This window comes from Botrimarina mediterranea (assembly GCF_007753265.1).
Taxonomy (GTDB): domain Bacteria; phylum Planctomycetota; class Planctomycetia; order Pirellulales; family Lacipirellulaceae; genus Botrimarina; species Botrimarina mediterranea.
In genome coordinates, this window is sequence record NZ_CP036349.1 from 4058443 (window position 1) to 4083418 (window position 24976).

The 24976-nt window shown below is 65.3% G+C and carries 25 protein-coding genes; 16 read left to right on the plus strand and 9 right to left on the minus strand.

The window, feature by feature from the left end:
• Positions 1 to 83 precede the first annotated feature (83 nt).
• From Spa11_RS15595 to Spa11_RS15630, 8 genes are all read left to right on the plus strand, one after another.
• Entirely contained in the window at positions 84 to 926 is an 843-nt protein-coding gene (locus tag Spa11_RS15595) for an OmpA/MotB family protein (RefSeq protein WP_145113902.1), read from the plus strand.
• Between the two features lie 255 nt (positions 927 to 1181).
• Positions 1182 to 1796 carry an imidazole glycerol phosphate synthase subunit HisH gene (gene hisH, locus Spa11_RS15600; RefSeq protein ID WP_145113904.1) on the plus strand — a complete coding sequence of 205 codons (615 nt, stop codon included), beginning with the start codon at positions 1182 to 1184 and terminating at the stop codon, positions 1794 to 1796.
• Positions 1797 to 2098: 302 nt separating this feature from the next.
• Positions 2099 to 2539 carry a hypothetical protein gene (locus Spa11_RS15605; RefSeq protein ID WP_145113906.1) on the plus strand — a complete coding sequence of 147 codons (441 nt, stop codon included), beginning with the start codon at positions 2099 to 2101 and terminating at the stop codon, positions 2537 to 2539.
• Between the two features lie 74 nt (positions 2540 to 2613).
• A complete protein-coding gene (locus tag Spa11_RS15610; protein WP_231932968.1) occupies positions 2614 to 3018 on the plus strand; it encodes a TadE/TadG family type IV pilus assembly protein in 405 nt (134 codons plus the stop codon).
• A gap of 10 nt (positions 3019 to 3028) precedes the next feature.
• Entirely contained in the window at positions 3029 to 4180 is a 1152-nt protein-coding gene (locus Spa11_RS15615; protein WP_145113910.1) for a vWA domain-containing protein, read from the plus strand.
• Between the two features lie 42 nt (positions 4181 to 4222).
• Positions 4223 to 4702 carry a TadE/TadG family type IV pilus assembly protein gene (locus Spa11_RS15620; protein ID WP_231932970.1) on the plus strand — a complete coding sequence of 160 codons (480 nt, stop codon included), beginning with the start codon at positions 4223 to 4225 and terminating at the stop codon, positions 4700 to 4702.
• A 257-nt stretch (positions 4703 to 4959) separates the two neighbouring features.
• Positions 4960 to 5781, plus strand: a complete 822-nt coding sequence (locus tag Spa11_RS15625; protein WP_197529430.1) for an MBL fold metallo-hydrolase — start codon at positions 4960 to 4962, stop codon at positions 5779 to 5781.
• Positions 5782 to 5935: 154 nt separating this feature from the next.
• A complete protein-coding gene (locus tag Spa11_RS15630) occupies positions 5936 to 8503 on the plus strand; it encodes a hypothetical protein (protein WP_145113916.1) in 2568 nt (855 codons plus the stop codon).
• A gap of 399 nt (positions 8504 to 8902) precedes the next feature.
• Here the strand turns inward: Spa11_RS15630 and Spa11_RS15635 are convergent, their stop codons facing one another.
• The 4 genes from Spa11_RS15635 to Spa11_RS15650 form a co-directional block, all read right to left on the minus strand.
• A complete protein-coding gene (locus Spa11_RS15635; protein WP_231932972.1) occupies positions 8903 to 11098 on the minus strand; it encodes a carboxy terminal-processing peptidase in 2196 nt (731 codons plus the stop codon).
• Positions 11099 to 11434: 336 nt separating this feature from the next.
• A complete protein-coding gene (locus Spa11_RS15640) occupies positions 11435 to 12547 on the minus strand; it encodes a hypothetical protein (RefSeq protein WP_145113920.1) in 1113 nt (370 codons plus the stop codon).
• A gap of 331 nt (positions 12548 to 12878) precedes the next feature.
• Complete coding sequence (locus Spa11_RS15645) at positions 12879 to 14297, minus strand: PLP-dependent aminotransferase family protein (protein ID WP_145113922.1); 1419 nt, start codon at positions 14295 to 14297, stop codon at positions 12879 to 12881.
• A 98-nt stretch (positions 14298 to 14395) separates the two neighbouring features.
• Complete coding sequence (locus Spa11_RS15650) at positions 14396 to 14881, minus strand: hypothetical protein (protein WP_145113924.1); 486 nt, start codon at positions 14879 to 14881, stop codon at positions 14396 to 14398.
• A 207-nt stretch (positions 14882 to 15088) separates the two neighbouring features.
• Here Spa11_RS15650 and proC point away from each other — a divergent pair, with 207 nt between their 5' ends.
• The 6 genes from proC (at position 15089) to Spa11_RS15680 (ending at position 18781) form a co-directional block, all read left to right on the plus strand.
• Positions 15089 to 15973 (plus strand): pyrroline-5-carboxylate reductase, encoded by an 885-nt coding sequence (proC, locus tag Spa11_RS15655; protein ID WP_231932974.1) that lies wholly within the window; start codon positions 15089 to 15091, stop codon positions 15971 to 15973.
• Between the two features lie 76 nt (positions 15974 to 16049).
• Complete coding sequence (locus tag Spa11_RS15660; RefSeq protein ID WP_145113926.1) at positions 16050 to 16280, plus strand: hypothetical protein; 231 nt, start codon at positions 16050 to 16052, stop codon at positions 16278 to 16280.
• 94 nt (positions 16281 to 16374) lie between these two features.
• Positions 16375 to 16899: a hypothetical protein gene (locus tag Spa11_RS15665; RefSeq protein WP_145113929.1), complete on the plus strand. Its 525-nt coding sequence runs from the start codon at positions 16375 to 16377 to the stop codon at positions 16897 to 16899.
• A 125-nt stretch (positions 16900 to 17024) separates the two neighbouring features.
• Positions 17025 to 17588, plus strand: coding sequence for an elongation factor P (locus Spa11_RS15670; protein ID WP_145113931.1), 564 nt, complete (start codon positions 17025 to 17027; stop codon positions 17586 to 17588).
• 11 nt (positions 17589 to 17599) lie between these two features.
• Positions 17600 to 17944 (plus strand): CPCC family cysteine-rich protein, encoded by a 345-nt coding sequence (locus Spa11_RS15675; RefSeq protein WP_145113933.1) that lies wholly within the window; start codon positions 17600 to 17602, stop codon positions 17942 to 17944.
• Between the two features lie 102 nt (positions 17945 to 18046).
• A complete protein-coding gene (locus Spa11_RS15680; protein ID WP_145113935.1) occupies positions 18047 to 18781 on the plus strand; it encodes a DUF4261 domain-containing protein in 735 nt (244 codons plus the stop codon).
• 182 nt (positions 18782 to 18963) lie between these two features.
• On the opposite strand, the gene Spa11_RS15685 is transcribed toward Spa11_RS15680, so the two are convergent.
• From Spa11_RS15685 to ettA, 4 genes are all read right to left on the minus strand, one after another.
• A complete protein-coding gene (locus Spa11_RS15685; RefSeq protein WP_145113937.1) occupies positions 18964 to 19224 on the minus strand; it encodes a hypothetical protein in 261 nt (86 codons plus the stop codon).
• A 163-nt stretch (positions 19225 to 19387) separates the two neighbouring features.
• The gene (locus Spa11_RS15690; protein ID WP_145113939.1) at positions 19388 to 20209 is read right to left on the minus strand and encodes a hypothetical protein; all 822 of its coding nucleotides are present in this window, start codon (positions 20207 to 20209) and stop codon (positions 19388 to 19390) included.
• 139 nt (positions 20210 to 20348) lie between these two features.
• Positions 20349 to 20510, minus strand: a complete 162-nt coding sequence (locus tag Spa11_RS23020; RefSeq protein ID WP_197529431.1) for a hypothetical protein — start codon at positions 20508 to 20510, stop codon at positions 20349 to 20351.
• 368 nt (positions 20511 to 20878) lie between these two features.
• Positions 20879 to 22564 carry an energy-dependent translational throttle protein EttA gene (gene ettA, locus Spa11_RS15695; protein WP_145113941.1) on the minus strand — a complete coding sequence of 562 codons (1686 nt, stop codon included), beginning with the start codon at positions 22562 to 22564 and terminating at the stop codon, positions 20879 to 20881.
• 254 nt (positions 22565 to 22818) lie between these two features.
• On the opposite strand from ettA, the gene Spa11_RS15700 reads away from it, so the two are divergent.
• Entirely contained in the window at positions 22819 to 23301 is a 483-nt protein-coding gene (locus Spa11_RS15700; protein ID WP_145113943.1) for an LURP-one-related/scramblase family protein, read from the plus strand.
• 106 nt (positions 23302 to 23407) lie between these two features.
• The gene (locus Spa11_RS15705) at positions 23408 to 24643 is read left to right on the plus strand and encodes a PQQ-binding-like beta-propeller repeat protein (protein ID WP_145113945.1); all 1236 of its coding nucleotides are present in this window, start codon (positions 23408 to 23410) and stop codon (positions 24641 to 24643) included.
• Between the two features lie 21 nt (positions 24644 to 24664).
• Here Spa11_RS15705 and Spa11_RS15710 read toward each other — a convergent pair whose 3' ends face one another.
• Entirely contained in the window at positions 24665 to 24910 is a 246-nt protein-coding gene (locus tag Spa11_RS15710) for a hypothetical protein (protein ID WP_145113947.1), read from the minus strand.
• Positions 24911 to 24976: the final 66 nt, after the last annotated feature.

Below are 24976 nucleotides of genomic sequence, written 5' to 3' on the forward strand. Positions count from 1 at the left end.
CTCTCTTGGCCCCTCGGCGAGTGGTTGCTAGTCTCCCGCCGCTTGTAAGAGCAACTGCTGCCGCCGGCCCCCTGCCAAGCGTCATGGCTCGATACTCGGTTCCCTGCCTGTGCCTCTGCCTGTTGTTCGCAACGGGATGCGGTCGGGTTGTGTTCCGGCCCAACGGCACAGCGCCCGGTCAGCCCCAACCGGTGACGCTCACCTACGACCAGCAGCAGCAGATCGCGCAGCGTGAGCAAGACCTGCAACGCCGCGCCGATCAGCTCGACCGCGACAACCAAGAGCTCGAGTCGCTCTTGGCCCAGTCGCGTCAACAGGTGCAATTGCTCGGCGACCAAGTGACCGCCACGCAGGACCAGCTTCGCGCCACGGCCGAGCGGCTCGCCTCGACGCAGAGCGACAACACCCAGCTACAAAACCGCACGCAAGAGCTGCTCGCTTCGACTCAGGCACAGACGAAGACGATCGGCTTCGCGCCGAACAGCTCGCTGCTGCAACCGATCCAGCTCCGCGGCCTGACAGGCGTCGATATCCGCCAGGATGGCGACGTGATCCGCGTCGCGCTCCCCGCGGACCAAGTCTTCTACACCAACACGGCCCAACTACAGCCGACCGGCGAGCGACTTGTGACGAACGTCGCCACGCAGCTAATGGAGGCCTACCCGGGCCACATGATCGGCGTCGAGGGCCACACGGACGGGGCGCCCAGCGCCTCGGCCCAGTTCCCCACGGCCCAGCACCTGTCGGTCGCCCAAGCGACAGCGGCTTACGACGCCCTGCGGCGCACAGGGGTGCCGGCCGCCCAGCTCTTCACCGTTGGCCAAGGCGCCAACCACCCGCTGGTCTCCAACGCCACCGAAGCGGGCCGGCAGAAGAACCGCCGGCTTGAGTTGGTGGTGTATCCCGAGACGGTCCGTCGCCGCTAGGTAGCGTCCGCTGGGTGGACCTTGGCGTTCGCTTTCTCCTGCTTTGTCACTCCGCTTCCTGACGGGCGCGGCTCAATTTAGTTGGCTTCTTTGAGCCGCGCCCGTCAGGAAGCGGAGTAGATCGTACGACCAACCGCCAACCACGGTACGCCCGGCATCTGGTCACCAGGCGAACCCCGGGCGAGAATAGGGGCCCTTTGTTGACGCCCCGCAGCGTTACCCTCAAACCCGCCGCCTCAAGCCTCACCGCCTCCCTTGCTCGCGATCGTCGATTACGGAATGGCCAATCTCCGCAGCGTGCAGAAGGCGCTGGAGAAGGTGGGGCACGCGGCGACGATCACGTCCGACCCGGCCGACGTCGCCCGCGCCGAGCGGGTCATCCTGCCGGGCGTCGGCGCCTCGGCGGACGCGCTCGCCGCGGTGCGGACGCAGGGGCTCGAAGGCCCGCTCAAGGACTTCATCGCTTCGGGCAAGCCGTTCCTGGGCATCTGCCTGGGGCTGCAGATGCTCTACGACTGGAGCTACGAGGACGGCGAGCACCGCGGCCTCGGCGTGCTGCCCGGCAAGGTGGTGCGCTTCGAAGTGCCCGCCGAGCTGAAGGTCCCACACATGGGCTGGAACCAGGTGCGGTTCGTCCACCGCCCGCCGATCTTCGAGGGCATCGAAGAGGGCGCGTACTTCTACTTCGTGCACTCGTACCACGTCGTGAACGACGACCCGTCGGTCATCGCCACCGAGACCGATTACGGCGGTCCGTTCTGTTCGAGCGTTTGGCGCGGCAATCTCTTCGCCACGCAGTTCCACCCCGAGAAGAGCCAAACGGCGGGCTTACGGGTGTTGAAGAACTTCGCGGAACTACCGCTGGGTTGAGTGCAACCGCGTCGTTACCGGCGCCAGCGACGGTCGAGCCGAGCCGTCAGCGTCAGCGCCCCGTGTGCGCCAACACGCCCTTACCAGCGACCGGCGCTCGACTCCGACCACTGACGCAGCCGGCTCGCTTGCGGATTGCGGGTCTCACAACCGACGGCGGCGCCGCTCGTGACGGTTATGCGGGGCTGAACGCTTGGCGTTCATTCATCGCCCCACGTCCCAAGCCAGGGCATGACGTAGGTTTGCCGTAGGCGCCGAGAGGTATTCCGGCGCCCGGTCCGCGCTTGCAGGAGCCGCTAGGCATGAACGCCCGCCGAAGAACGTACATCGATCCCGAAGTGCAGGGCGCGCTCGCGCGGCGGCTCGTGCTGCACTGGGCGATTTTCATCATCGCGGCGGCGATGTTGATCTTCGGTATGAACTGGCTCAGCGACCCGTTCACTCCGGCCACGACGCACTTCCAACGGATGACCAGCGACTACGGGCCGGCGCTGCTGGTGCTCGTCTGCCTGGCGCCGATTTTTGTGTTCGATGCGGTGCGTCTCAGCAACCGCTTCACGGGACCGATGCTGCGGTTCAAGAACGCGGCGAAGTCGCTCGCCTCGGGCGAGAGGCCCGCCAAGATACAGCTTCGACGCGGAGACTTTTGGCAAGAGGTCGCGGCCGACTTCAACCGGGTGATCGATCGTTTCGATCCCTCCGCCAAGCCGGACCACCAACCGCCCTCCACCACCAGCCTGTAGTGGCAGCCCGTAATTGCAGCCTGCAGTAGCAGCCTGTCGTGGCGCCAGTAGCCTCCGCGAAGAGACCAGCCGCCGTGTTCCATCCCAACCGACCAGCGCGACGTGGCGTCGCGGCGACTGAGTTTGCCGTGTGCCTTCCCGTGCTCATGCTGTTGCTGCTGGGGACCATCGAGTGTTGCTCGATGATCTTCCTGAAGCAGACGCTCGCCGTCGCCGCCTACGAAGGGGGGCACGCCGCGCTCGCCCCTGGCGCGACGTCGGCCCAGGCCCGCGTGGCTGCCGAAGCAATCCTCACCGAGCGCCGCATCGCGGGCGGCTCGGTCGAGATTGCCCCCAGGCCGCTGGAGTCGATCGCCGAGGGCGAGTTCTTCGATATCCGCGTCAGCGCACCAACCAACGCCAACCGCATCCTGCCGCTCAACTTCTTCGGGGGTCGTACGCTGACGGCGACGGCCTCCTTCATGAGAGAGAACCTCTAGGAACGACCACGTGCGTCCCCCCCTCGTCTACCGCCGTCGATCACGCCGCCCTCAACCGCGTCGCCGGGGCGCGATCCTCGTGCTCGTCGCCGTGCTGATGCCGGTGTTCGTGCTGATGGCCGCGTTCGCCATCGACCTCGCCTGGATGCAACTGGTGCGGACCGAACTGCGGACCGCCACCGACTCGGCCTCGCGCGCCGGGGCCAAGACGCTGTCGCTGCGTCAGAGCGAAGCGCTGGCCCGCACCGCCGCCGTCCAAGCCGCCGCGCGGAACACGGTCGCGGGCACGCCGCTTACGGTTGACCCCGCCGACGTGACGTTTGGTCAATCGACCCAAGCCAACCCGAACGCCCGCTTCGCTTTCAGCGTCGGCGGTTCGCCTGTCAATGCGGTGCGTGTCCAAGGGCTCCGCACCGCCAGTTCTGCCGACGGCGGCGTCAACCTGTTCTTCGGGTCGATGCTCGGCTCGGAAGAATTCGAGCCGCGGCTGACCGCGACCTCCACGGTGCTTGACCGTGACATCGCCATCGTGATCGACCGCTCGGGCTCGATGGGCCTCGACATCAGCATCCCCTACGACGCCAACGGCCAGAACTGCGGCCCGATGGGATCACGAACCCGCTTCGCCGCGCTCAACTCCGCCATCGGCGTGTTCTTGAACGAGTTGGAGCTGACGATCCCTAACGAGCAGGTCGCCCTGGTCAGCTATAGCAGCAGCTTCAACACACGATGCGACAGGGGTCGGCTCCGCTACGACACAGCAAACACCGACCGTGCTTTGACATTCAACTACAACCGCATCACGTCGTCGATGGACGACTTCATGACCAACGGCATTGGCGGCGGCACGGCGATCGGCGAAGGGCTGCGTGAGGGCATCTCGGCACTCGAAGACGCCCGACCCTACGCCATCAAAACCATCATCCTGATGACCGACGGACGCCACAACACGGGCGTGTCGCCCGAGTCTATGGTTCCTTCCGCGCGCGCCGCAGGCATTACCATCCACACCGTCACGTTCAGCCCCGCGGCCGACATCAACCGCATGCGGGCGATCGCGAACTCGGCCGGCGGCCGCAGCTTCCACGCCGACACGTCCGGCGACCTTTCCAGCGCCTTCCGCGACATCGCCCGCACCCTCCCGGTGCTGGTCACGGACTGAGCCATGTTGACGAAAGACTCAATGACGAATGACGAAACCCGAATGACGAAGGCCGCTGGCCGTCGCCGCTCCGCGCTGGGTTCCCGCTCCGCACCGGGTTCCCGCTCCGCATTGGGGCGCCGCTGGGGCCGCAAGCGACGGATGGGCGCGACGACTGTCGAGTTCGCGCTGGTCGCGCCGGCGTTCTTCCTCGTCATCATGTCGATGTTCGAGTTCACACGGCTCAACGTGCTCCGCCACACGGCCGACAACGCCGCTTACGAGGCGGCCCGCGTCGCGATCGTCCCCGGTGCGACGACGGCCCAGGCCCGCACCGAGGCGAATCGTCTCCTGACAATCGTCGGCGCCCGCGGCGCCTCGGTGAACTTCAACCCCGGCACGATCACGCCCGAAACCGACTCGGTGACGGTCACGGTCACCATCCCGCTCGACAGCAACGGCTGGGTCGTCCCCCGTTTCACGCGCGGCCGCACGCTGACCTCGTCGGCGACGATGCGCACCGAGCGCGTACGCTCCCGGTAAGGGAACCGCCAAGACACCAGGAGCGCCAAGGTCGAAGAACTTGGACAGGATCGACAGGATTCTCAGCATGAGGGCTTGCCATGCAATGCCTTCAAACTGCTGTCAATTCGTCGTGTTGATCCTGTAAATCCTGTCAAGTAATACTGCATGGCGATTCCTGGCGCTCCTGGCGTCCTGGCGGTTCCACTCTGGACGAGGCGGATCGTCTGGCACAGACTCAAGGCGGTATTCGCCCAAGGTCATCCACAGCGCCGCCCGTGCCGTCCAACATCGTTTCCGCTGATATCTCCGGCCAGTTAGTCATTCTGGGGACCGGGACTAGCGTCGGCGTGCCGCTGATCGGTTGTGGCTGCCCCGTTTGCACGAGCACCAACCCGAAGAACAACCGCACCCGGTGCAGCGTCATTCTCGGCCTCCCCGAGGGGAACCTACTGATCGACACCGCGCCCGATATGCGCCAGCAGCTGCTGCGTGAGGGGATCGGCTTGGTGCACGCGGTGGCTTACACGCACGAGCACGCCGACCACCTGTTCGGACTCGATGACCTGCGGCTGATGCAGTTCTACCTCGGCGGGCCGGTGCCGCTGTACTGCGAGGAGTGGACCGAGCAGCGGATCCGCAAGTCGTACGACTACGCGTTCGAGCGCCGCCCGAACCTGCACAGCGGCGCGGTTCCGGAGTTGCAGTTCGAACGGATTGGCCCCGCCGACGGGGGCTGGCCCCCCTTCGACGTGCTCGGCGCCCGCCTTATCGCCGTGCGGCAGCAACACGGCCCGAACTTCAGCACGCTGGGGTTCCGCATCGGCAACGTCGCCTACTGCACGGACCTCAACGCGATGCCCGACGCCAGCAAGGAGCTGCTGCATGGCCTCGACGTGCTGATCCTCGACGCGCTGCGCGAGACGGGCCACTCGACACACCTCAGCTTGCCGGAAGCGATCTCGCTCGCTGAGGAGCTCGAGCCCAAGCAGGTCTATTTCACGCACATGTCGCACGACCTTGAGCACGAAGCGACCAACGCCGCCCTGCCAGCAGGGATGGCCCTGGCGTACGACGGCCTGCGCGTGCCGCTGACTTAGGGCCTGGCGCAGAAGGGATCGCACGGACAAAGGCGCCCCTGTTTGCTTGAGAAGAACGCGGGGCTGGTTTAGGCTGGAAGGGTTCTGCAAACGCTTGCAGTCCCGGTCGGCGCCGAGGTCCCACCCGCGCCTGCGCTTGTCCTGCATTTCCGCCATGCGTCTCCCCACCACGATCGCTCACGGCGTCTTTGGCGCCGCCGCCTTCGCGGTTGCCTCGCTCGCGCTGGGCCAAGCGCAGCCCAACCTGCTGCTCAATCCAAGCTTCGAGTCCGGCGCGACCGCTTGGCTCGTGAGCGGGCCGGCGCAAGTGCAAGAGGCCGAATGGGCCGCCGGGGCCGGAATGCGTGGCGTCTGGGTCCGTGGCTTTAATCCGGGCTTCGCGTCGGTGTCGCAAGCGGTCACGGCGCCAAGCGCCGGTGACTACGTATTGCTCTACAAGTCGAAGGTCGAGGAGAACTACTTTGCCGCCGCGGACAGCCTTCACGTTGATCTCACCGGGCCAGCGTCTTCGGTCGGACGCGCCTACTCCGCCGCCGACGCGGGCGGCTATCGGACCAACGCCTTGAAGCTGTCGGGCGTGCAGGCGGGCCAGCAACTGTCCGTAGGGGCGTACGCTTCGCATGTCGGCGGGACGGGGGCCCTGCGATCGGCGTTTGTCGATAACTTCTACCTCGGCAAGTCGACCAACCTGCGGAGCACGCCGCTGTTCGACGGTGAGCGACGTGACTTCGATAATCAGGGCGCCCTCGTCAACTACTTCGGCGGCGGCTTCAGCGCCGGCAGCACCGGCGGCGTCACGCGTCAGTCGAGCGTCGTTCGCAGCGGTAGCGCTGCTTACCGCGTCGACCTCGGCGCGATGACCGCTGGGCAGTCGAAGTTCTTCCAGACCTTCGCCACCGAACTCAAGAGCGCTAGCCAGCGCAACACGCGCGACCTCGGTTACTTCGACGCGTTCGAGACCTACGTCCGCAACGACACGGGCTCGCCGCTCACGGTGACGCTCGAACTCAAGGACTATCGCGACTCGCTCGCCCACTCGGCCACCAAGGACTTCGTCGTCCCCGCCGGCGCCGCCTGGTCCCCGATCAGCACGTCGCTCGACCTTACAAGCGGTTGGAACGTCAACGGCTCGCCACAGCTCGACCAGATGTACGCAATGTCTTTCGGCGTCAGGCCGCAGCAAGGCTTTGCGTCGGGCTCGATCTACTTCGACGACGCCCGGCTTATCGAACCGGGCGCTGCGATCGACCCACTCACCGCGCCGATCTACGACGTGGCCGAGGCCCTTGCGCAGCGGACGTTCCGCGGCCTCTGGGGGCAGCGCAGCCGGCAGTCGGGCATCGTGCCGAACACCTCTATCGACGCCGACACCGGCGCGCTCAACACCACCGCGGGGCTCGTCTGGGCGCTGCCGTCGGCGGTGCGCCGAGGCTGGGTCTCGCAGACCGAGGCCGACGCCTACATGTCGCAGCTCAGCGACACGCTCGTCCACACGATGGCGGGGACAACGTACCTGCCGAGTCGCTTCGTCGGCCTCGCGACCGGCGACGCCTACACGGAGGAGAGTTCGATCGACGCGGCGTTCATCGCCCTGGGGATGCAGCTCTACCAGTCGCAGCCCGGCGTTGCGCCCGCGGTGCAGCAGAAGGTCCACGATACCGTCAACCAGTTCAACTTTGCCGCGTTCGAGGCGAGCGATGGGTGGCGACTAGCGTACTCGGCCGGCGCTGGGTTCTCGTCGTTCCGCTACAAGGGTTACACGGGCGAGGGCAAGACGATCTCGCTCGCCGCCGAGCTCGCCGACACAAACCACGTCGACCTCGAGGACCAGTGGCACTCCGACACGCTGCGGACGCGGGACTCGCTGGCCGACGACGACAACGACGTCGTCACATACACCAGCACCGACCACCGCGCGCCATTTGGTCAGGCGCTGGTCAACCTGTTCGTGGACGTCTCGGACCGCGGCCTCGACACCTATCCCGACGCCAATCTACGCACCAACAGCTGGCAGAACTTCAAAGACTTCGAGGTCGACTCGGGCGAGTACCTCGCCCAGCAAGACCGCCCTTACTTCTATCAGCCCGACGCGGCTCGCGGCGGGCCGCCCTCGGGCTATAAGGCTTACAGCCTGTACGACCTCCACCCCGCAGGAGGCTTCACTAACGAAGACCTCTTCATGCCGTGGAGCGCGACGCTCGCCCTCTTGTCGGGCGACGAGAACGCCGAGTTTGCGCTGCGGCACCTCTTACAGAGCGACCTGCACGGCCCGCTGGGGATGGCGGATGGCGCCCGCTGGACCACCGGCGCTGAGGGCCCGTCGATCGTCAACGCCCTGCAAGACAACTGGAACCTGGCCCTCTCGCTGATGGCGTTGATGCGGTACATCGATGGGCCCGAGAGCTCGGCGCATTTCGTCGCCGATCTGCCGCAGGTCTCCGAAGCGCTCGACAACTTGTTCTTCGAGCAACTGGCGGGCGACTACAACCGCGACGGCGCCGTCACGCAGGCCGACTACGAGGTATGGCGTTCCACCTACGGTAGCGGCGACCTCTCGGCCGATGGCAATGGCGACGGCGTCGTCGATGCGGCCGACTACACCGTGTGGCGAGATCGGTTCGCCATCGCGATGGCGAACAGCGTCGCAACGCCAGAACCGACGGGCGCAGCGCTGGTGCTGTTAGCGATCATCGGTGCGGCTTCTAAGAACCGCCATCACTAGAGCGTTCTTCAATTTGCCGTAGCGTTTCGCACAGAGGCGCTGAGACAGCAGAGTTGGATGACTTGAAGACTCACGCAAAAGCGCGAAGTCGCGAAGGGCACGCAAGTGCGCGTTCGTCTGCCGTTGCGGTCCTTCTTCTACCGATCCTTAGCTTCGCGTCTTAGCGGCTTTGCGTGAGTGTTCATCGCAGGCATTCTACGTCTCGGCGTCTCTGCGCGAAACTTCCCGCACAGTCGCTTAAGGCTAGAATCGCTACCCCTATGTGAAGCACGCTCTAAATGAAATGTGGGAGGCGTCTCCCGACGCCGATTACGCGCACCATACCGATTCGGAATGGATACCGTTATCGCCGTCGGGAGACGCCTCCCTCCGATTTCTGTCGAAGGCGATCTCCGCCGCTCACCGCGCCACGGCGAGCTTGCTCGCCAGTAGCGTGCGGATGTAATCGACCGTGATCGCCATCGCCTCTTTGTTGTAGTGGTCCTCGATGTCGAAGACCGGGCGGTCCGAGTCGTTCAACTCTTCGCTGATCTCTTCGGTCTCCTTGTCCGCGTCGAGTTGCTTACGCTCGGCGAGGAACTCCTCGAGGTTGAGCGAGATCTCGGTGCGGTCCTTCTGGGTCTCATACTTGTCGATGCGGCGGATGTCTTCGCTGAATTCCTTCGAAGCGGCGACGCGCTCGTCTGACTGCCGTTGGAGGTGGTTGGCGATCTCGGAGCCCGCCATGCCGTGGAAATCGTGCCGCAGCGGTCGGACGCGGTCGAACGCCAGGGCAAAGTCCATCTCCGCCTCGGTGATCCCCTTGAGGTGGTCCGTCAGGCACGGGATCTTCACGTCGGCGAGCACGCCGCGGTTTTGGGTGCTGTCGCCGCCGGGGCGGTAGAACTGCTGGATGGTCAGCTTCAACGCCCCGAGCTTGGAGTTGCCGAGCAGACGCTCGCCGAGGTCGAACAGCTGTTGCACCGTCCCCTTCCCGTGCGAGGACTCGTCGCCGACGACGATGCCGCGGCCGTAGTCCTGGATGGCGCCGGCGAAGATCTCGCTCGCCGAGGCGCTGAAGCGGTTGGATAGCACCACGAGCGGTCCGTCCCACTTCATGCCGGGGAGTTCGTCCGAGTAAGGCGTGACGCGGCCGTCGGTTCCCTTCACCTGGACGACGGGGCCCTGATCGATGAAGAGGCCGGTGAGGTTGACCGCCTCGGTCAGTGAGCCGCCGCCGTTGAAGCGGAGGTCGACGACCACCGCATCGATCGGCCTTCCGGCCTGGCGTTCGGCCTCGAATCCGTCGAGCAACCGGCGGACGTCGCGGGTGGCGCTCTTGAAGTCGGGGATGCCGGCGCGGGCGCCGTCCATGTCCATGTAGAAGCTCGGCAGATCGATGACGCCGATACGGTAAGGGCGCCCGTCGGGCTTCTCGCCGGTCTCGATGATCGCGCTGCGGGCCTCTTGGTTCTTTAGTTCGATGCGGTCACGAGTGATGACGTACTCGACGATCTGGTTGGGGTTCTCGACCGGCTTCACTTGCAGACGAACGACCCGGCCGCGCTTGCCGCGGATGAGCTTCACCACGTCGTTGAGCTTCATGTCGACGATGTCTTCGATCGGCCCATCGGTGTCTTGGCCGACGCCGATGATGGTGTCGCCTTTCTTGAGCGAGCCCTCGGTGTCGGCGGCGCCGCCGGCGATGATCTCGGCGACTTCGGTGTAGCCGTCGACGCTACGCAGCGACGCGCCGATGCCGTCGAGCTCCAGTCGCATCTGGATGTTGAAGTTATCGAGAGTCTCCGGCGACATGTAGCTGGAGTGGGGGTCGAAGCTGCTGGTCATCGCCGTGACGTACAGCTCCAGCAGCTCGTCGCTCGAGGTCTGTTCCCAACGCTTGGCGAGCGAACTGTACCGCTTGCGCAGACGGTCCTTTGCCTCGTTGAGCTTCGGGCCCGAGTCCTCGGGGAACTCGACGTGCTCGCCGACTTTCCAGCCGAGATTCTGCAGCGGGTCGATGGGATTGACGACGTTCTCGACGAGCTCGGGCTCGGCTTCGGAGAGCTTGATCATCAGGTCGAACTTGACTCGCTTGCGCCAGCGCTCGTCGGCCTCCTCGGGCGTCCTGGCGTAGGTCGCGGTATCGGCGTCGGTGACCATCGTCTCCTCGACCGTGAAGTCGTGCTCGGCGTCGACCCACTTCAGCGCGGTTGCGGCGCGCTCTTCGACGCGGGCGAGGAAGACCGCGAAGACCTCGTGAGGGAAGTCGATCTTGGTCTGACGGAACTGGTCGTCGAGCTTGTCGCGGTCTTTGGCGAAGGCGTCGATGTCGGACTGGTAGAAGTAGAGCTTGAGCGGGTCGAGCGTCTCGAGGAACGCGTCGAAGGCGCGCGCGGACATCTCGTCGTCCACCGCGTGCTTTGAGATATGCTTCCGCTCGAGCTCGCGCCGCACGAGCATCACGATCGTGTTGTCGGTGCGGGTCGGCGGCTCGGGCCGCGCCAAAGCCGGCGCGACGATCACCGCGACGCCGAGGGCGACCAGGCCGGCCGAGGTCGTCCAGCCCCACCGCCTTGGGCGCGGCGAGGCGATCGCTTGTGAGGGGGAAGACAAGGGACGCGCGCGGCGGGTTGAATCGGTCATGCCGTAAGAACTCGACGGTTTCGAGCAGCCTGGTCGGAAAAAGACGGCTTCGGGGCGATAAGGACGGTTTCGGCGTCGCCCGATAGGAGGCATCACCGCGATTGGTCACCGCGATGAAGATGTCCGGCGGGCGACTCCCGGCTCATTGCCTTAAGCCAAAATCTGCTAACGACTTGCAGCTTATCGGGGAGTTTCAAACGGGGCAAGATCGCGTATCTGTAACGATCAGGCGCAAGACGCTACGCCGCCCCTAACCCACGCCTACGCCCCAAAGCGCCCGCGGGTTCGCTCCTTGCATCGGAACGGTCATTGCATCGGAACGGTCGGCGCCGCCGGGGCGTCATCGCTGCGACGTTCGTCCCGCCGCAACAACCGCATCAGCCGCCGCGGATTCACCTCGATCGACACCGCCGGCTTCTCGGGCGCGTCGGCCGCCTCGACCCGTTCGACAGGGGTGCGGCCCGATTCGACCAAATCCGTCACCGACCAGAAGGTGCGCCGCCCGCTGGCGTCGAAGTCAGCGGCAGACTCCGAATGCAGCCCGCCGGGGGCGTCGGCCGAGTAAACCGCGGTGCGTTCGGTACGCGACCCGCTGGGGTGGGTGATCGTCGTTCTGACCTGCCACGAGCGGGTCAGTTGCTCCGCGTAGATGACGGGCAGGCCAAGTCGGCTGACGTTCGCCGTCACGGTCGACCCCGGCGTCCCCCCGACCGAGGTCGCCAGGCTGCGGCGCAACACGGCGGGATCGGAACCGACCGCGACCGCTAGCAGCTCTTCTTCGGTCGCCCCCTGCCCCGTCATGGTCACCCGCCATGTTCGGCACGGCACGACAACCCCGCCCGAACTGATGGTGGTCGGCTCGTCTTCTTCGATCGTTGGCGTCGTCAAGTCGGCCGATCGGTCGGTCAGCAGCGAGAGGTGACGGCTCTCGACGGCGCCGGGCGTCGCCAGGCCCGCCACGGGCGCGAGGTTCTCGACTTCGAGCGTGTAGGTTTCTTCGTCAACGGCCACCAGCCGTTCGATGCGCTCAGCGGAACTGACGCCGGCGGACTCGCCGGCGGCGTCAAACGACTCGGTGACGACGCGGAGCCGCCGCCAAGCGCCGGGCTCGAAACGGGCCCAGGCGTGCGTGCGGCGGAGTTCGGACCAGAGGACGTCGGCCCCGTTGTCTGGTTCGTCCTCGGTCGCGTCCTCGGCGTTGTTAGGCGACGCGTCTTCGAGCGGGCCGGCTGACATCGGTTCCGCCAGGATGGACGCTTCCTCGGCCGGTTCTGCTGGCGACTCACCGGCCGGCTCAAGGAGGGGGGCGTCAACGGTCGAGGCTCGGGCCGGCTGCTGGCCCAGCGCGGCGCCGCCGGCCGCAACGCACCAAGCGCCGAAGAGGAGTCGTGGGATCAGGTGTTCGAAGCGGCGGCGCATCACTGCCTGTCATGGAGGCACGGTTGGGGGGAGTTAGGCTCCGGAGTTTGGCGGAGCCCCGCATTGTAGCCGGTCGGCGAGCCCGGTTTGAGCCGCTAAACGGACCGGCTACGGAAATCGACCCGCGCCCGTTGGATCCGGGGCTGTCCACTGGACCCGCCCAGACCCGCGCCAGATCGCCCAGGATGCGTCTTAGCGGACGATTGCGCGCTCGGTGGACAAATGTATCGAACCACTCCAGCGGACGCAAATTCAAGCCATTGAGCAGCCTTCGCTGAGTTGGACCTGGTTTTCTCGGGATTGGGAGGGCCCAGCCCACGTCCGGGGGGTCTCAGGCAGGCGGGGGGGACGCTTCCGAGGACGGTTCACCGCTGCCGGGGTCGCCGCCGGTTGTGTCACCGCTGGTGGGCCGCTCGGGGCCGATCGCGGCAACCAGGGCGCTGTCCTGGCCCGGGTACACCGTCGAGAGGTCGAAAACCACCGCGGACTCCGCTATTTCAGCGAGCACGGCCGGCTCACTCGTCGCCAGGCGCGTGCGGAGTGCCTCGGCGTCGCCGCCGGCGGGTTCGACGCGGATCGCCCAGGTGGCGGCCCCTCGAGCGCTGCTGGGCCGCTCGAAGGCCGCCGCGGCGGCGACCCCCTCGAGGGCGGCGATCCGCGGGGCGAGCCGCTCGGCCCGCGTCCGCAGGTTCTCCACCGGAGCGTCGAGCAGCTGGTGCAGCGGGTGGGTGAACCGCAGGTCGCCGGGCTTCTCGAACAGCCGCAGCGTCGCCCCGAGGGCCGCATCAACCGCGGGGTCGATGGCGTCGATCTTCGCCGCCAGCGAGGCGTCCAGTCGCTCCACAGCGGCCTGGGTCCCCACGGCGACGCCGGCGACCGGACCGCCCACGAGCCCCGCTGCGTCGAAGACGACCAGGTCCGAGCCGCAGGCGGCGAGCTCTTCGACCGTCAGCGACCGGTCGCCGTAGGCGGGCGTGTCGCGGCGTAACCGGGCGCCGCCGCCGTCGATCAGGACCGTGGCGCCCGCCTGGTGGGCGGCGGCGACCACTTGGGCGAGGAGGTCCGCGTCGGGGCTGCCGAGAACGGATTGCCTCAGCAACACGCACGCCGCGCCGCCGTCGGGCGAGCCCACGCCCTCCAGCGCCGCTTGGAAATCCCCCGCCGAGGCCGCATCAGCGGCGCCGACCTCGCGCAGCGTCGCGCCCGCCCGACGGGCCACCGCGTCGATGCGGACGCCGGGCGCCAGCTCGGTCATGTCGCCGCGGGCGACCACGCAGACGCCCCCCGCCGCCAGGGCCTCGATCGCGGAGGCGATGGCCTGCGGCCGTGAGTTGAGGACCTTGCCGCGTTCGGCGCCGACGAGTTTGGCGGCGATCGGCGCGGCGCTTTGGAAAGGCCCCTGGCGGAAGCCGTCCGCGGCGACGCGGGCGGCCTGGATCGCGGCGGCGGCGATCGGCGGGCGGAGCGTCGGCGCCAGGAAGTACGCGCCCGTCGCGTTGACGCACGAGGCGCTGGAGGTCGGCCGCGGGAACTCCAGCTGGCGGATCAAGCGGTCCAGCAGCTCGCCGGCGCCGAGCGACGGCAGCCCCTCGGTGCGGCGGGCGATCTCGGCGCCGAGGCTGTGGATCGCCCCGCGGAGCTGCACCACCGCGGTCGAGCGGTTCACCCGGTCGATCGTCTTAGCGACGCGGGGGTGCTCGAGCAACTCCTCGATCGAGGGGAGCTGCGAGAGGAATTCGGGACGGGACATTGGGGCGCGAGTCCGGCGGGGGAGCGGTCAACCGTGTCCACCGGTTGTAGACCGCCGTCCCCTGCTGTCAAAGCGCCGCTGTGGCGGATTCATCCCTCTCAGCGGAGCGTGCCGACACGATCCTGAGCGATGAACTCCGACATGGTCTCGGAACCGCGCGGCTCTTCGGCGGGGCTGAAGAGTCGGGTGAAGAAGCCGGGTTTCTCTTCCTTCTGGGTGACCTGGGCGTTGCCCTTGCCGCCGAAGGGGAGCTTATCAACCGCGGCGCCCCAGGCGTTGCGCACGTTAGTCGCGGCGTTCTTCGACGACTCGGACACCTTATCCAGGGCGCGCGAGATCGGGTTCCCCTCGGGCGTCAGCGCCGACTCGCCCGTTGCCGGCGCCGTGTCCCCCTTCCAGGAGAACTTGGGCATCTCAAACTTCGGCCAGCTGAGCTTGAAGGCCGACGAGTCGACCATCGCTGGGTCCTCGGTTGCGGCGCCGGTTTCCTGCGCTGCCGCCGACGACACGCCGCCGGCGAGAGCGAAAACAGTCGCCGCCAAGGCGGCGAGGATCGGTAGTCGATTCGTGCGAAGGGCTCGCATCGTGCGTCCACTCCAAGATCTTTGAAGGTGTTCTGGTCTGCCCACTTAACCCCTTATCGGCGTTTGCGGGCAATAAGTCCGTGCGGAGAGTTCGCAAAATGTGCGTAATCTGTCCAGACCGAACCCGCCGGGACGGCCAGAAGGGAGTTGAAGCGTCGCGGATTGAGGTGCGGGAGGAGGTCGCCTAGCATCAGTGCAGGCAAAGCAATGGATTTCAAAACCCCGGGCGCCAGCATGGCAAGCAACGGTGAGATCGAAGGCGTCGTCGGGTTTCTCGGCGCGGGACGCATGGCGCAAGCCCTGGCGGCGGGGTTTGTCCGCGGCGGCTTGGTGAGCGCTAGCAACCTGATCGCCTACAACCCTTCCCCGGCGGCCGGCGAGGCTTTCATCGACGCCGTTGGCCCCGACGGCAGACTGGCGGCCTCGCCGAGCGAGCTCGCTAAAGCGGCTCGGATCGTGTTCTTGGCGGTCAAGCCGCAGAAGGCGCCCGAGGCCCTCGCCTCGGTGGCCAAGGACTGGCGCGCCGGGGAGCAACTGCTGGTCTCGGTCGCCGCGGGGGTGACGCTGGCGGCGCTCGCCGCGCCACTGCCGAAGGGATCGGCCGTCGTGCGGGTGATGCCCAACACGCCGAGCCTGATCGGCAAGGGGGCGAGTTGCTACGCCCTCGGTGAGCACGCCACCGCCGAGCATAGCGCCGACGTGGGCCGCCTGCTGTCGGCCGTCGGCTTCGCCAGCGAGACGCCCGAGAAGCTGCTCGACGCGGTGACGGGGGTCTCGGGCTCCGGACCGGCGTATGTGTATACGATGATCGAAGCAATGGCCGATGGCGGCGTTCGGGCAGGATTGCCGCGGGCGCTCGCCGCGGAGCTGGCCGCGCGGACCGTCGCCGGCGCCGCCGAGATGGTCATCACCACGGGCGAGCACCCCGCCGCGCTACGCGACGCCGTCGCCAGCCCAGGCGGCACGACGATCGCCGGCCTTGCGGAACTCGAGCGCCACGGCATACGGTCAGCCTTGATCGAAGCGGTGACCACCGCCGCCCGGCGCTCCGCCGAACTGGGACAACAACAACCGGGACAAGGCAACAAGTAGCTAGGGCTCGCCACAAGGTCCCTAGCCCCCAACCCCTCAGCCCCCAACCCCTCAGCCCCTAGCCCCTCCCCCCGCCATGTCCATCCTCTGCCGCGTCGATGACAAGCACGTGCCGCTCTACCGTGTGATGTGGGTGGCGGCGACGCCCCACTTCTGCGGCGAAGAGGACTGCCTGCGCGAGGGCTCGTACGAGGTGCGGCTCGAACAAGACGAGTCGCTGTGGGCCACCACCGCCGAGCGCGACAACCTGGTCGAGATGCTCGAATCGTGGCAGGGCGGTCTCGGCCCCGCGGATGAACAATTTTAGAGGGGTCAGGGGCTGAGGGGCTGAAGGAGTCTCGGGCCTTCCAGACGAACCGTATTAACCGGCGCGCGTTCGACCGCCGCCGCTGACAGGAAACATGATGGACGATCCTTTCGGATTCGAAAGCGCTGGCTCGGGCGACGACCTCGAGTGGCTCGAGACGTATGTCGTCTTCTTCGAGTCCGCTGCGCGGCCGACGCTGACGCAGGTCGAGTCCGCCATCGGCGAGGCGGGGCACCGGCTGCGGATGGAGCGGCTCAAGGCGAACGACGACGGGCAGTTCAAGTCGGTCCTCGTCCAAGCCGCCGAAGACAACGCCGCCATCGACATCCGTTACGAAGAGGGCGACGCCGTCAGCGACCGGGCGATGGCCCTCGCCAAGCAGCTGCGGGAAGAACTCGAAGGCGAGCAGCTGGCCCAGCTGCTGCGTAGCGACGCCTGGCTCGAGGTGATGCACTTCCAGCGCGTCGCCGCGACGGATGAGTGGGCCGACGAGCCCGAGGAGGACTTCATGGGCCCCGGCGGCCTCGACCCGGCGACGCTGATCACCGTCGTGGAAGCCCTGGCAAGGCTCACCGGCGGCCTGCCGATCGATCCGGAGGCGGGGGAAGTCTTGATTTAAGGGGCTAGGGACGGGGGGCTAGGGGCTGTACAGCTACGGGATGGGGGGAATTACTGGAGTGGCCTCCAGTGGAGTAACATTCCTCAACTTCCCACTTCCCACTTCCGTCTTCCCACTTCTCCTCGATGCTTGGCAAAGACATCAAGCCCGGCGCGATGGTCGTTTACAACGACGCGCCGTGTGTTATCGAAAACATCCACGTGCAGTCGCCCTCGGCCCGCGGCGGCACGACGCTCTACAAGTTCCGGGCGCGGAATATCGTCACGAAGAACAAGGTCGACTTCGCGATGAAGGGGACCGACATGCTCCCCGAGGCCGACTTCAGCCGCCGCGACGTCACGATCATGTTCTCCGACCTCGAGTCGGTGCACCTCTTGGACTCCGAGTCGTACGAGCAGTACTCGGTGGCGCGCGAGGACGTGGCCGAAGAGATGCAGTGGATCACCGAAGCCACGACCGGCATCATCGCGATGATCTACAACGACGAGTGCGTGGGCATCACGATCCCCGCGTCAGCGGCGCTAAAGATCACCCAATGCGACCCGGGCGTCCGCGGCAACAGCGCGACCGGCCGCACGAAGCCGGTGACGCTCGAGACCGGCGTCACCATTCAGGCGCCCGAGTACATCGCCGAGGGCGAGGTGATTAAGGTGGATACGCGGACGGGGGAGTTTTTGGGGCGGGCGTAGGAGGAATTTAAGTGGGGCACGACTCATCAGACTCTCCGTCGCCCGAAGAACTGTCGCAGCGGGAATTGTGGATCGAAGAGTATTCCGCTCGGGTCAACGCCCGGCCGCGCGACCTGCCCTTGAGGTGCCCGTGCTGTGGGTGCCGGACACTGACTGAGCGGATCGCATTCGAAATCTGCGATGTCTGCTTCTGGGAAGACGACGGACAAGACGACGGCGACGCGAACGAGTGCCGGGGTGGTCCGAACGGCTCGCTAAGTCTCCGCCAAGCGCGGGCTAACTATTTGCGTTTTGGGGCGTGCGAGGAGGCCATGATCGAAAACGTTCGACCGCCACGCCCGGATGAGCTGCGTTAACAAAGCAAGTAGGGTGGGTCGTGATCCACCGGGAAGCGGGTACCAGCATTCGGCGGGTTGCAACCCACCCTACGAACTAGAAGTGCAGAGGAACGGAGAGACATGTGTTCCAAAGAACCATCTATCGTCCTCGGCATCCCGGGTGCTTGGAAAGATCGCTCCGAATTAGTGAAATCGATCGCCTTGCACAGCGGGGGCTATCTGTTTGCTGGCAAGGTCTTGATGCACTCCGAGAGCAATACGCACTTCGGATTGGAAGTGTATGACCACGACCCGACTCTCGTAGAGAAGGTGCGTTCGGGTAGCATGGGGCAAATTCCGGAGGATGTCCTCAATGCAATTCAAGCACATACGTTCACACTCTACCTCGTGTCCTACGAGACAGGCCGCGATGTCGTCGAGCGTATGGTGGATGCCGCGGTGGGCTTGCTCGAATCGGGCGGGCTAGCGGTTAAGGTGGAGTTCGCCGGATTCTCGGTCAATGCAGCCCAATGGCGTGAACATGCATTGACGAAGGTTGCGTATTCACTCTATCGCTCCATGGTTGCCCTAGTTGGAGACGACACCCGACACTTCACATGTGGCATGAGTGCCTTCTCGCTTCCAGATTGCTCGGTTCAGCAAGGTGACCTGCGGACCGCGTTCGAGGTTGCAACCGAGTTCTGCTGCTATTTAATGGATGAGAGTCCAGCACTTGCAGACGGGCACACTTTCAGCGTCCCGGATGGAACGGAACGTTATCGAGTTTCATTCGAAGAGCACGGATTCTATCCACCAGGGGATATGTTCCATAACCCGAATGGACTTTGGAAACTCGAACCAACTTCCGTTCCGTAATCCATAACGCCAAACGGGCAGGATGGGCTCGGGAACGTGCGTCGACGCGGAAACGGCTGCGGGTGGCCGAAGAAGCGGGTACCAGTATTCGGTGGGTTGCAACCCACTCTACGTACTGCCGCGAGGGCTACGACTGCTGCCTCCGACCCCGGCCACACGCCGCGTAATTGCGAGAGAGGCATTCAGGCCAGCATCCCGAGGGAACCGACCAACAGGATCGATGACGTGATCAGTGCAGTCCGTCCGATTGCCGAAGTGCGTGTGATGATTCCGAGAACAATCGCAGCGACGGAGAAGGCGACAAACACACCGTAACCGTGCATCGTAAAATCCTGGGCGTTTAGCCGACCGCCGATTGCGATCAGCACGCCCAGCACGACTCCAGACAAAGACAATCCCAGGGCGAGACGGTCAAGAGGATAGGGACGCTCTTCTGTTTTCATGCGTGAACTCCGTCGCGGCGAGGTTTTTGGACCTTATCACTCTTCGTCGTCCGCATCCAAATATTGTGCACGAAAACAAGAAGGGGGGGCGTGACCCACTGGGAAGCCGGTACCGGCATTCGGTCGGTGGCAACCCACCCTACGAACTTGCCACCACCAGTTCTTAGTGACGGCGGGTTAAGCGTGCGGTCACTCCCAACGCCAAGAGCACCAGGCACGACGGCTCGGGGACCGCGAGCGCTGTTGACGTCGCCAGCGCGGCGCTGAGCGCGGCGAACATCGCGTCGGTGTCGGGCTCTCGCTCGCCGACCTGGGCGCTCCAGAGTGCGTGTTCGGTATCCCAGTCCGGCGGGAACGCCGCGGGATTCGATTGCAGGTCGCGCATCACCGTGTAGTCGGCGGCGTCGATGACGCCATCGCTGTTCCAGTCGGCCCAGCGTCCTTGGTAGGCGAGCGCCTGGAGCTGGTAGACGGGGTAGTCGGCCGAGTAGGGGGGCGGCGTGGTCTCACCGTAGAGGTACATCCAGCGACCATGGATCGCGGCGTACAGATCGACCCTCGACTGCTCGAGCGGCGACGCGGCGGCGCTCGTGTTTCCCAGGCCTTGGAAGTGGTAGACATCGAACGGCGCGCCCAGCGGGAGCAACTTGCCAGCGAGGCCTTCCAGGTTGAAGAGGTCATCGACGTCGTAAAACGCCGGCAGCATCTCGCCCAATGGGGCGTAGACGTTGGCGTTGTCGAACTCGACGACCCGCTGCTGGGGGTCCCCCGGAACGCCGGGGGTCCACAGCTGGAGGAAGTCGAACTGCCCGTGCACCCGGTAGCGCTGCGTCCAACCGGTGAAACCGCCGCTCTCGATCAGCGTGCTCTTACGCGGGACGATGCGGTAGCGGCTCACCCAATCGGGTGGGTCGGCCCAACCGGCGGTGGGAGCGGCCGCGGTCAGAAGTAGGGCCAGTACTGAGACCGTCAATCGATGGCGCATCTTGGTCACCTCCACCGGAGAGAAGAGAGATTCCCTTACCCCAACTGTGGCCGAATCGCCGCTTGGTTTGCAACTCTTTTTTCGTGCTGCACTCCCCCGACTGGCGTCGGGGGCCTCCGAAACGATCCTAAAGGCGGGGCTATTTCTTTTTCTTTCCTTTCTTCTTGGCGGCCTTCTTCGGGGCGGCCTTCTTAGCGGTCTTCTTCTTGGCCGACTGCTTCTTAGTCGACTTGCCGCCGCCGAAGGCCTTCTCCCAGCCGCTGGCGTACTTTTCGTTGGAACCGACGCGGATCGTACTCAATTGGGGGCTCGCTTTTGGGAAGGAGATGGGGGGAGGGTGATGATAGGGGAATCGCAGGCGGTGTGGACGCCGTCATTGCTTGGCGACGCGACTTAGCGAAGCGGACTCTCACCTATTGAATTTCTTGTTGTTTGTGGGAGGCGTCTCCAGACGCCGATTACGCGCACCGCGCCGTTTCGGTAGGGAGATCGTAATCGGCGTCTGGAGACGCCTCCTACCGATCAGTGCCTGATCTTTTGAAAGGGATACAGAGGACATCGTGCGACTTGGCGGCTCGCAGCATCGGCACACCGTGCCGGCCGCTTGCGATCCCCCCTATCACCAACATCCCCCCTATCTCCTTTCAGCAACGAACCACAGGCTAACCGCTAACTCTGTTCGAGCTTCTTGTAGCGGAAGCGGTGGGGTTGGTCGGCGTCGATGCCGAGGCGTTCGCGGCGTTGGTTCTCGTAGGTGTAGAAGTTGCCTTCGCACCAGTGGACGTAGCCGTCGCCCTCGAACGCCAGGATGTGCGTCGCCAAGCGGTCGAGGAACCAGCGGTCGTGGCTCACCACGATCGCACAGCCGACGAACGTCGCGACCGCTTCTTCGAGCGACCGCAGCGTGTCCACGTCGAGGTCGTTGGTCGGTTCGTCGAGCATGAGCACGTTCGAGCCGCCGCGGAGGAGCTTCGCCAGGTGGACGCGGTTGCGTTCACCGCCGGAGAGGACGCCGACCTTCTTCTGCTGGTCGGCCTTCTGGAAGTTGAACTTCGCGACGTAGGCCCGGCTGTTGATCTGCTTCTTGCCCATCTCGATGAGGTCGAGCCCGTCCGAGATCTCTTCCCAGACGGTCTTGTCCGGGTCGAGGTGGTCGCGGCTCTGGTCGACGTAGCCGAGGGCGACCGTGGGGCCGAAGTTCAGTTCTCCGCTGGTGGGCTGTTCCTTCCCCATGAACATCTTGAGGAGGGTCGTCTTGCCGGCGCCGTTGGGCCCGATGATGCCGACGATGCCGCCGGCAGGGAGGCGGAAGTTGACGTTCTCGAACAGCACCTTGTCGCCGAAGCTCTTCGACAGGTTGACCGCTTCGATGACGCTGTCACCGAGCCGGGGCCCGGGCGGGATCTGGATTTCCAGCTCCTCGGGCCGCTCTTCGAACTCCTCGGACGCCATCTTTTCGTAAGAGCTGATCCGCGCCTTGCTCTTCGCTTGGCGGGCCTTGGGCGAGCTGCGGATCCACTCCAGCTCTTTGGTGAGCGTCTTCTGACGGGCCGACTTCTTCTTCTCGTCCATCTCGAGCCGTTTGGCCTTCTGCTCGAGCCACGACGAGTAGTTGCCCTCGAACGGATAAGCGCGGCCGTACTCGATCTCGAGGATCCAGCTGGCGACGTTGTCGAGGAAATACCGGTCGTGAGTCACCGCGACAATCGTGCCGTTGTAGTCGGCCAAGTATCGTTCGAGCCAGTTGATGCTTTCGGCGTCGAGGTGGTTGGTGGGCTCGTCGAGCAGCAGCAGGTCGGGCTTCTCCAGCAGCAGCTTGCAGAGCGCGACGCGACGCTTTTCGCCGCCGGAGAGGTTCGTAATGCCCGCGTCGCCGGGCGGGAGGTTCATCACGTCCATGGCGATCTCGATCTGGCGGTCGAGTTCCCAGGCGTTTGCTGCGTCGATCTTGTCTTGCAGCTCCGCTTGGCGGGCCATGAGCTTCTCGGTGGCGACGGGGTCGTCGGCAACCTCGGCCATCTTCTCCCAGCTGGCGTTGTACTCGTCGAGAAGGGCCTGTGTCGCCGCGACGGCCTCCATGACGTTGCCCATGACATCCTTCTCAGGATTCAGGGGCGGCTCCTGCTGGAGCATGCCGACGGTGAAACCCTCGGTCAGCCGGGCCGAGCCTTCGAACTCCTTGTCGATGCCGGCCATGATCTTCAGCAGGGTGCTTTTGCCGGCGCCGTTGCGGCCCAGCACGCCGATCTTCGCCCCCGGGTAGAAGGCGAGGTCGATGTCTTTGAGGATCTCGCGCTGCCCGTGCTTCTTGTTGAGGCCGGCGATCTGGTAGATGTACTTCTGATTGGGCGGCATACAGCGGGGCCGCGTGGGCGCGGCAAGCGGAGGGACTTGGTGGGTGAGACCCATGTTTTACCAAAGCTAAGCCGCGGATGGCGCCCCTGATGGGCCCTTGATGGGCCCTTAAACGGGATCGCCTCAAAAAGGCACAGAAGAGACACAAGGACTGTGCGCCCCGCGCTTTTTGCGCCTTCTGTGCATTTTTGTGGCTAGCTCCGCGGTCCAGCGACGAAGAGCCGCCGTCCCCTATGCCATGGTGGTATTAGCCCATGCGTTACCAGATCCGACAGCGGCTGCTGACGTTCACCGCTCATTACGATATCGCCAACGAAGCGGGTGAGCCGATTCTCGAAGCGGTCCGCGAGTCCTGGTTTCGGCCGCAGATCGTCATCCGTTCCAAGAACGGCGTCGAGCTGGCGTGTTTGCGGCAGAAGTTGCTGACTTGGCGGCCACGGTTCGACATCACCCGGGAGGGTCTGCCGCTGGCGACCGTCGTGCGGCGGATGACGTTAAAGCCGTACTTCACGGTGGACCTGGCGGAGGGGGGGAGGCTGGAAGTGGCCGGGTCGTTCTGGGAGCACAATTACCAATTTACGGAAGGCAGTCGCGTCATCGCGGAAGTCTCGAGCAAAATGTGGTCGCTCCGCGACGTCTATGGCGTTGAGGTGCTGGAGGCCGAGTACGACGCAATCGTCCTGGCGACGGTGATCGCGATCGCGGCCCTCAACGCCCAAAGTAAGCAGTCATCCTAAAGGGGCGGCTTTCTTGCCCGGCGTCGCTTGCCCAGAGCGCCTCGCCCGCATATGGTCCGGGGACTGTGGGCTGAAACACCTCCATCGGGTCTCGACGAGAATCGCCATGACGCGCCGCTTGCTTGCCCTCGCTCTAGTGACTGCTACCGCCTCGGCGATGGCCTCCGACTGGCCGCAATGGCTCGGCCCCGACCGGGACGGCTTGACCAAAGAAACCGGCATCCTCCAGGAGTGGCCGGAGGGCGGCCCGAAGCAAGTCTGGCTCAGCCGCGAAGCGGGGCTCGGCTACTCGGGGCCGGCGATCGTTGACGGCAAGCTCTTTATCCTCGGCTCGCGCGACGGGACCGAGCAGCTGATCGCCTTCGACGCCATGACGGGCGACGAACTGTGGGCGACCGACATCGGCGATGAGTATGAGAACGACTGGGGCAACGGCCCGCGCAACACGCCGACCGTGGACGGCGACCGCATCTACGCCCTCGGCGCGCGAGGCAACTTAATCTGCGTCGAGATCGCCAGCGGCAAGGAAGTCTGGCGCGTGGCGATGCAGGACTTCGGCGGCAGCATCCCGCAATGGGGTTACGCCGAGTCGCCGCTGGTCGATGAGGACCGCGTCGTCGTCACCCCCGGCGGTGACCAAGGCGCCATCGTCGCGCTCGACAAGGCGACCGGCGAACTCCTCTGGCAAGCTGCCGAGCTCAAACCAACCGCCCATTATTCCTCGATCGTTGTCGGTGAACCTCATGGCGAGAAGCAGTACATCCAGTTGCTGCAGGACCAACTCGTCGGCGTCGATCCCGCCAATGGCAAGCTGCTGTGGACCGTCGGCTGGCCCGGCCGCGTCGCCGTGATCCCGACGCCGATCGTCGATGGCGACCGCGTCTACGCGACCATGGGTTACGGCGTTGGCTGCATGCTCGTTGAGATTTCCGAAGACAATACGGCGACCAAGGTCTACGAAAACAAGGTGATGAAGAACAAGCACGGGGGCGTCGTTCTCTTGGATGGCAAGCTCTACGGCCACTCCGACGGCGTCGGCTGGGTCTGCCAAGATTTCGAGACCGGCGAAACCGTCTGGCGCGAACGCAGCGCCCTTGAGATGGGCGCCATCGGTTACGCCGACGGCCGTTTTGTCTGCCTTGGCGAAGACTCCGGCGAAGTGGTGCTCATCGAGGCTTCGCCCGAAGGCTGGAAAGAGCACGGCCGCTTCAAGCTCGACCCGCAAACCGAACAGCGCAAGCCTCAAGGAAAAATCTGGGTCCACCCGGTGATCGCGGGCGGCAAGCTTTACCTGAGGGATCAGGAGCTGCTGTTCTGTTTCGATGTGTCGGCGGACAAGTAAGGGCTAGTCAGCCGGGCAGGATCAGTGCGTCGTTTTCTGGCGCCGTTGCCGAGTTGCCCAAAGAATGGCGAGCCACGCTCCAACAACGGGGCCGCCAAGAATCGTAAACGGCGCGACGATCAGAAGGATCATCGAGTTTGACGGGCCATTGGGATTGGGGGCCAAGTAATCGATGATTTCGCCACCGACGTACGGGATCGCAAAGCCTGTGACGAGGCCGATCGCCGCTCCCAATAACCCCAACAGCAATACACGCAGAAGATACACGGCATTCCGCTCCAGGCCCTAGAAGCAACCTGCGACGAGCTTTTCGGCTCGTCGCAGGTTGGACAA

Coding starts and splice junctions, on each gene's coding strand:
- Spa11_RS15595 (WP_145113902.1), top strand. CDS start 84: ATGGCTCGATACTCGGTTCCCTGCCTGTGCCTCTGCCTGTTGTTCGCA.
- Spa11_RS15605 (WP_145113906.1), top strand. CDS start 2,099: ATGAACGCCCGCCGAAGAACGTACATCGATCCCGAAGTGCAGGGCGCG.
- Spa11_RS15620 (WP_231932970.1), top strand. CDS start 4,223: ATGACGAAGGCCGCTGGCCGTCGCCGCTCCGCGCTGGGTTCCCGCTCC.
- Spa11_RS15630 (WP_145113916.1), top strand. CDS start 5,936: ATGCGTCTCCCCACCACGATCGCTCACGGCGTCTTTGGCGCCGCCGCC.
- Spa11_RS15640 (WP_145113920.1), bottom strand. CDS start 12,547: ATGCGCCGCCGCTTCGAACACCTGATCCCACGACTCCTCTTCGGCGCT.
- Spa11_RS15645 (WP_145113922.1), bottom strand. CDS start 14,297: ATGTCCCGTCCCGAATTCCTCTCGCAGCTCCCCTCGATCGAGGAGTTG.
- Spa11_RS15650 (WP_145113924.1), bottom strand. CDS start 14,881: ATGCGAGCCCTTCGCACGAATCGACTACCGATCCTCGCCGCCTTGGCG.
- proC (WP_231932974.1), top strand. CDS start 15,089: ATGGATTTCAAAACCCCGGGCGCCAGCATGGCAAGCAACGGTGAGATC.
- Spa11_RS15660 (WP_145113926.1), top strand. CDS start 16,050: ATGTCCATCCTCTGCCGCGTCGATGACAAGCACGTGCCGCTCTACCGT.
- Spa11_RS15665 (WP_145113929.1), top strand. CDS start 16,375: ATGATGGACGATCCTTTCGGATTCGAAAGCGCTGGCTCGGGCGACGAC.
- Spa11_RS15670 (WP_145113931.1), top strand. CDS start 17,025: ATGCTTGGCAAAGACATCAAGCCCGGCGCGATGGTCGTTTACAACGAC.
- Spa11_RS15680 (WP_145113935.1), top strand. CDS start 18,047: ATGTGTTCCAAAGAACCATCTATCGTCCTCGGCATCCCGGGTGCTTGG.
- Spa11_RS15685 (WP_145113937.1), bottom strand. CDS start 19,224: ATGAAAACAGAAGAGCGTCCCTATCCTCTTGACCGTCTCGCCCTGGGA.
- Spa11_RS15690 (WP_145113939.1), bottom strand. CDS start 20,209: ATGCGCCATCGATTGACGGTCTCAGTACTGGCCCTACTTCTGACCGCG.
- ettA (WP_145113941.1), bottom strand. CDS start 22,564: ATGCCGCCCAATCAGAAGTACATCTACCAGATCGCCGGCCTCAACAAG.
- Spa11_RS15700 (WP_145113943.1), top strand. CDS start 22,819: ATGCGTTACCAGATCCGACAGCGGCTGCTGACGTTCACCGCTCATTAC.
- Spa11_RS15705 (WP_145113945.1), top strand. CDS start 23,408: ATGACGCGCCGCTTGCTTGCCCTCGCTCTAGTGACTGCTACCGCCTCG.